9 protein-coding genes are annotated in these 5,962 nt (G+C 66.3%); 3 read left to right on the top strand and 6 right to left on the bottom strand.

Annotated features, from left to right (window positions below):
• Positions 1–442 precede the first annotated feature (442 nt).
• The 6 genes from ACGFI8_RS47690 to ACGFI8_RS47715 form a co-directional block, all read right to left on the bottom strand.
• Positions 443–1,075, bottom strand: coding sequence for an SMI1/KNR4 family protein (locus tag ACGFI8_RS47690; protein ID WP_392815695.1), 633 nt, complete (start codon positions 1,073–1,075; stop codon positions 443–445).
• 378 nt (positions 1,076–1,453) lie between these two features.
• Complete coding sequence (locus tag ACGFI8_RS47695; protein ID WP_392815697.1) at positions 1,454–1,657, bottom strand: hypothetical protein; 204 nt, start codon at positions 1,655–1,657, stop codon at positions 1,454–1,456.
• A gap of 171 nt (positions 1,658–1,828) precedes the next feature.
• Entirely contained in the window at positions 1,829–2,170 is a 342-nt protein-coding gene (locus tag ACGFI8_RS47700; RefSeq protein WP_392815700.1) for a hypothetical protein, read from the bottom strand.
• Between the two features lie 144 nt (positions 2,171–2,314).
• Positions 2,315–3,052 (bottom strand): hypothetical protein, encoded by a 738-nt coding sequence (locus ACGFI8_RS47705; RefSeq protein ID WP_392815701.1) that lies wholly within the window; start codon positions 3,050–3,052, stop codon positions 2,315–2,317.
• Positions 3,053–3,237: 185 nt separating this feature from the next.
• Positions 3,238–3,915 carry a hypothetical protein gene (locus ACGFI8_RS47710; protein ID WP_392815704.1) on the bottom strand — a complete coding sequence of 226 codons (678 nt, stop codon included), beginning with the start codon at positions 3,913–3,915 and terminating at the stop codon, positions 3,238–3,240.
• A 174-nt stretch (positions 3,916–4,089) separates the two neighbouring features.
• A complete protein-coding gene (locus ACGFI8_RS47715; protein ID WP_392815707.1) occupies positions 4,090–4,302 on the bottom strand; it encodes a hypothetical protein in 213 nt (70 codons plus the stop codon).
• On the opposite strand from ACGFI8_RS47715, the gene ACGFI8_RS47720 reads away from it, so the two are divergent.
• The 3 genes from ACGFI8_RS47720 to ACGFI8_RS47730 all read left to right on the top strand — a co-directional run bounded on the left by ACGFI8_RS47720 (position 4,295) and on the right by ACGFI8_RS47730 (position 5,774).
• Positions 4,295–4,756, top strand: a complete 462-nt coding sequence (locus ACGFI8_RS47720) for a hypothetical protein (RefSeq protein WP_392815709.1) — start codon at positions 4,295–4,297, stop codon at positions 4,754–4,756. The two genes, ACGFI8_RS47715 and ACGFI8_RS47720, sit on opposite strands and share 8 nt — an antisense overlap.
• Positions 4,757–4,836: 80 nt before the next feature.
• Positions 4,837–5,331 carry a hypothetical protein gene (locus ACGFI8_RS47725; RefSeq protein WP_392815711.1) on the top strand — a complete coding sequence of 165 codons (495 nt, stop codon included), beginning with the start codon at positions 4,837–4,839 and terminating at the stop codon, positions 5,329–5,331.
• Between the two features lie 185 nt (positions 5,332–5,516).
• Positions 5,517–5,774, top strand: coding sequence for a hypothetical protein (locus ACGFI8_RS47730; protein WP_392815713.1), 258 nt, complete (start codon positions 5,517–5,519; stop codon positions 5,772–5,774).
• Positions 5,775–5,962 lie beyond the last annotated feature (188 nt).

Here is a 5,962-nt window from a genome sequence, read left to right on the forward strand (position 1 = left end):
CAAGCTCATCGAACGGCCCGCCACCGAACTCGTCACGACCGAGGCCGCAGCCGCCTGATCAAGATTTCTCATCCACAAGTCTTGACTATTGCTCCTCGGTGCGCCGCGTCGAGATGTAGGTAGTTCCGATGGTGTCATACAAGTGTGCCCTGGACATCAGACCTCCACCTCCAGCAGCAGATCATGTAGCGACCTCTGCCCGATGTATCGAACCGATCAAAACAAATGATGCCGGGTAGGGACCGTGCAACGTGGGCGGAAGCGGCTTGCCCTCGACAACTTCCAGTTTCGCAGTGTCGAACATGTGGCCGCCATGCGCTCGCGCCGCGGGTCGCGGGGTTATCCGGTTCTGCCGCGAAGTGCACGGCACGAAATGTGATCGGAATGCCGAAGCCCGAGCCGTCGACCGATCGGCGGGCACTGCCATACCCGACCCGAAACCCTACGGAACAGGCTCATCGCCGCTGCGGAGTACGTCGGCGTAGTCCGCGCCGGGGTCTACTGGCACGGCATACCCGTAGTTCGGATCGAACCGGACGTCGCCTCGATCGAGGGCGGCAAGCCAGCGATGCAGAAGATCGGTGAGCGACAAAGCGACGACCACGCGATCGACCTCGTCGAGCGGGAGCAAGACCTGGCCGACCGTGCCCTGCGGCCCAGGCTGGAAGTCCAGCACGATCGAGCTGTCGTCGTTCTCCGCTACCGGCAGCCACGACCCGATCGCTGGCCAGTCGTAGTGCGTGTCGGCATCGACGAGTTGCGGCGTCCCGCCCTGTAACTGCGCTATGGACGCGGCCCAGTACCGCCAGCAGGTCAACATCGCCTCGTACGGCAGCAGCGACATCCCGTACGGCAGCAACGGCGCGTACGAACCGCCCTGCACCGCATACAGTGCCCGCAGGTCCATTGGCAGCGTGACACCGCTCTCCGACTCCAGCACCCGCGCGACGGCATCGTCGCCCGGCGGCTCGAACAGCGGCCGGCTGACCCAACCGTCAACGACCGCCGGACGGTAGCTCGGCGGTAGGCACAACCACCCTGCGCTGAGCACTGGCGGTGACAGCCGCCACCGCACCGCCCAGTCGTGCAGGCGCGACCACAGCTCGACCGGTCCGCCATCATCCACTGCGACAACCTACCGACACAGCCGAACGCAAGCTGCTCCGCCACGGCGTCCAGATCGAGTGTTCTGTCATGCCGCGAGGCGCGTGTAACGCAGTGTAACGAGCCGGGCCGGCGCTCGGCGTCCGCAACGTGGATGGTCGGCGACAATTCCCTTTGCCGACATCGCCGGAGCGGAGCAAGATCGGCAGAAGCCAGAAGGATCCCCGCGGCCGGTGGACGCCCTCGCACCCCTGCACGACGCCGAGTTCGGGGGTGCGCTGTCACGCCGCCGAGCGCGCTCGATCACGTTTCCGCTCAATGCCGCCAACCGTGCGCGACGCGCCAACCGCTACAGATGCTCGCAGTACGGAGAGCATCGACGGCCAAGGGCGTGCCCCAAGTCCTGCAGGAGACTGCCGAGCCGCCCGACCTCCTCGGTGGTGGGCCGCGTGATGGGGGCACCAGCAGCGATGTGTTCTCCGACCTCATACAGCGCGGCGTACAAATCTTCGGCAGTCGCGCGGTCGAGCCGCAGAACGATGTCGTCCGGCATGCGCACGAAGGTACCCCGTACCTCGTGCCGCCGTGCCAGCGAAGATCAGGTGCACGGTCATGCCGCGACTCGCGCACGCTCGGGATGGGTGCCTGACGAGTGCCGGGCATGCGCCTGTGGCGCATTCGGCGCTGAGCTCGGCTTTCCGTGCCGCGTGTCCGCCGCGGCCTGTTACTGCTCGACCGTTAGCCGGACGCCGAGGACTTCGATCGGGCCTGGGCCGTCCATGCGCAGCCAGGTGAGTGCGCTGCGGTTGTTGTGGTGGTGGAGCAGGTGTTGGACCTGCTCGGGCCAAGGGCCGTGCTGTGGCAGCTGGAGCAGCGTGACTTCGTCGACGAAGTCGTCCCACGATCGCGAGGTATCCATCTCGATGTGGAGGACGTCCTCGACGAGCAGCGCGACGCTGTCGGCGCCGTCGCTGGCGACCAGCGTGATACGCACGACGCTGGCCGCGCTCGTGGCGGTGACGGCGACGTCGCTCAAGGAGTACCCATGAAACCGCTCAAGGTCCATGTCTCGCCCGATCCTCCTCCCTAGCTGCTCGCGAGCGGCTCTGCGCGGCGTGCAGCGTGATCCCAGTTTCGTGACCATGCCGGTGCATCCTGATGGTTACGGTTCCGCGGTGGTCGAACGGCGGCGGGATCATTGCGGACCCACCTACCGCAGACGCCTGGCCAGGTCGAGCACCTCGGACAGTTGCTCGCCGGTCAACCGCCGGGCATCCCAGGCCAGCCGGGCAAGTTCCACGCGGTTGCGGTGCAGACGTGGATCGGTGGCCGCGGCAACCCCGGCGACGGCGGCCAGGTCGTCGACGGGAATACCCAGGACTGTGGCGAACGCGGTCACGTACTGCGGCGTCAGCCGCGTACGGCCAGGTCCCAGCATCGCCATCGTGGAGTACGACACCATCGGCCCGTCGCCGATGAAGTACAACACCTTCGGGCTGTACGGCCCAATATTGCGGTTCCGCAGTAGCCGCAACATCATCTCGCCAGGCTCCAGCGGGTAGCTGTAGCGCGGCCGCACAGGCGGCCACGTCGGCGGATGCTCGGGTAGCGACCGGACGAACTCGTGCAACCGGCGCATCGACTGCGGCGCCAACTTGGCCGCTTTCTCCAGTACCGTCCCGACATGCCAAGGCCCGGTACCGCTGGCAGGCACCAAATCTTGCGGCAGATCGAGCCCGGCGATCACGAACAGATCCGCCGTGTGCAATCCAAGCGTCGGCGCCAGCCGCCGCACCAACGAAGGACTGGCCGCGCCGCCGGTCAGCACAGCGTCGAATTCCGGCCGCAGGACACCCGCTGTCGCGGCAACCTCCGGCCACCGATGCGCCAACAACCGCCCGAACGCGGTTCCGCTCCCAGCCTCCACCATCGCGGTCAGCGTAGCCACCAACAGGCACCCACAGCATGCACGCATCCATCGAGAGGAACGCCCTGATCTGCCGCGGCTCGTGCGCACTGCCGCCGAGACCTATGACGCTCGGTAAACCATGCCAGGTCCCGCCGCCTATCCGAGTGCAACTTCCTCGCCGGCCGCGAGCCGGTAAGTTCCCGTCGCACGTGTCGGTAGGCGGGTTATTGGATGGTGATGAAGTCACCGACCAAGGGCTCGACTTCCCGGCTGGCGGCGGCGAAGTCGGTGTCCTGGACCAGGAACGCGATGAGCACGCCTGGTCCGATCCAGGTGCAGGCTGTGTACGCCGTGCCGAAGGAGTCCGTGCTCGCGCACGCCGCCTCGCCGCCGATGTGGCCGTCGACCCACCTCGGCGCGGTTGGGTGGCTGGCGCTGAGCTGCTTGTTCAGCGCCGTGAAGAACGCGTCCTGCTGAATTGTCGCGTCGCCGGGCTGGAAGCGTGCGCCGGTTCCGCCCAGCACGATCAGCGTCCTGGGCGGTTTGGTCGGCTGCTCGTACCGCACGGCGAACGTGTTTCCGGCATAACTGAGCACGGTCGCCAGCGAGCGGGCGGCCGACTGGTCGCCGGACTGGTGCCACGATCCGAGCGTTGCTGGCGCGCTTAAGGTCACCTTCGGCGTCGGCGAGGCGTTGCGAGCGGAGGCGCCACTCCGGGCTCCGGGACCGAGCCCGCCACAGGCTGAAACGACGGCCGCCGCAAGCATCAGCGCTGCGATGACCGCGGGCGGTCGCCTGACCAACATGCCGGCTCCTTCATCCAACGGCGGTGAACGTTGCCCGAGCATTGGCGAACCTTGCTTGAGCAATACAGTCGACTGGCGGACGTTGGCCTTTGCCACGCCGGACCCAATCGCCGGCCCGCGCGTCGTCGCTGATCTTTGCGCCCGCCAAGGGCCCGGGTCAATTGCGTGGCCAGACGTGGCCTGGACGTCCGGATCTGTAGCCGCGATCAGGGCGTTGACCTTCGCCGTCGAAACCGGACGGAAGGAACAACGCCGCCTCTGTCCCGCAGGTCACTCGCCCGGATCGGCGATGCCGTCGTGGTACCCGTCCGCGTACGTCATTGGCTCGGCGATGTGCTTGGTCGCAGTGGCGTCGTCGAAGGGGCGCGGAGCGGAGGCCCGCTTGGATGGTTGGCGACTTGCGATGATTGGCCGGTGGATGACCGCTTGTCTGACACGGTCCTGGTTGACATCGAGCAGCGCCAAAGGAGCTTTGATGATCACTGATCCAACGATCGTTCGCATCGGCGAGGGGGTGGAGTTGCACCATGGTCGAGGGCAGCGTGGGGCTGCGCGCCATGTGTTTGCGGAGATCTGGGAGGAGATCGGCGGGGAGCAAGGGGATCCGCTGCACGTTTGTGTGCTCGCACACTCGATGGCTGATGTGCAGGACGATGTCCACCAGGAACTGGTCTGGGATCAGCGGGCCTTGGCGGCGGCCGACCTGCTCACCGATGACCGGGTGGCGCAGGCTGGGGTGACGCTGTCCGTGGCCGGCCTGTATCCGTCGTTGCACCTCAACCTGGCTGAGTGCTATCGCAGGCTCGGTGATCTCGGCCGCGCCCGGGAGCACCTCCAACAGGCGCAGGCTGGGATGGGCGCGCTCGGCGATGACGAGTACGGGCAGCTGATCAAGAGCGGCCTGGAGCGGCTGACGCAGCAACTGACTGCCAAGTAACCGCGCCCTGCCACGGGGATCAGGTGCTCGCTAGAACGCCTACAGTACCGATCATGGGTGCGTCTGGGTGGAGCTACTCCGTGGAATATCAGCTCGACCTGGAGGCGGCCTTCGCGGCGCTGCAGGCGAAGGTCTTCGCCGAGGGCGACTACTGGTGGGCGGTTCCGGGCGGATGGGGTAAGTCCGCACGCGACTATCCGAACCGCCCCCGAACCATCGACGAGCTCTTCGCCGACGAAAGCGTCCGGGAGTCGGGCACCCACTCGATCCTCGACATGCGGCGAGTGCTGCCCGAAGGTGAGCCACAGAAGTTCGGCTGGCTCAATGCGGCCGTGACCTCACCATTCGAGTTTGAGCGGCTTTCCACCGAGTACGGCAAGCCCGAGTACGGAACGATCGCCCCGGTGACCGCCGCGGAGGCGCTCGACCGGGCTGGCGTCGAGAAGCTCACTCGCGACCACCTGGAGGCAATCGACGATCTGGCCAAACACCGCTGGTTCGGACGTTGCGCAGTCCTACACGATGCCGCCGGTACGCCGACTGAGATCTACTTCTGGGGTTGGTCCGGGGACTGACTACCCGCGCACTCATGCCGCTGAGGTAGCGCGCCGGCCGCACCTGCAACGGTCACCCTCCGTGCCTTCCAGCGGATCATGCCGGCGTGTGGTCGTGCCGAATACAGTGCGCCCTTGGCCGCACCTCGATGACCGCCCCGTTCCCCCGTCCGCGCAGCGAAGTGCAGTTGGGGTATGAAAACGTGGTGAGTGACATCGACCGCGTCGTCGGAGCACTGCTAACGGCCATCGCCTCCCTCGAGGACCTCGCCGAGTTCTACTCGCACGAGTACATGGCCATCAACGCGCTGGAGGGGATCGCCGACGAACTCGGCCAGATGAGCGACGGGGAACGACACGCGTTCAACGCGGCCGTTTCGCGTATCGCGGATGCACGCGACAACAACGAGGCGGGAACCGGCGACTGGGTCCGCAACGTGCCGCGCAGCCTGGGCCTGTCGTAACGCCCGCCGACCTCGGCCGCATCTGTGACGTCACAATCGAGGTCGGCTCGCTTGATCGCATGCACGCACATGCCGAAATCAATTCGCTACAGAAGGGAGTGTCAAGTTAACGGCTGATCTGGATTGTTGAATTGGTCAGTGGTTGGTCGGGTTCAGGCGGCCCTCGAACGCGATCTGGAACGCGTTCA

The organism is Dactylosporangium sp. NPDC048998, from assembly GCF_043197855.1.
GTDB lineage: Bacteria > Actinomycetota > Actinomycetes > Mycobacteriales > Micromonosporaceae > Dactylosporangium.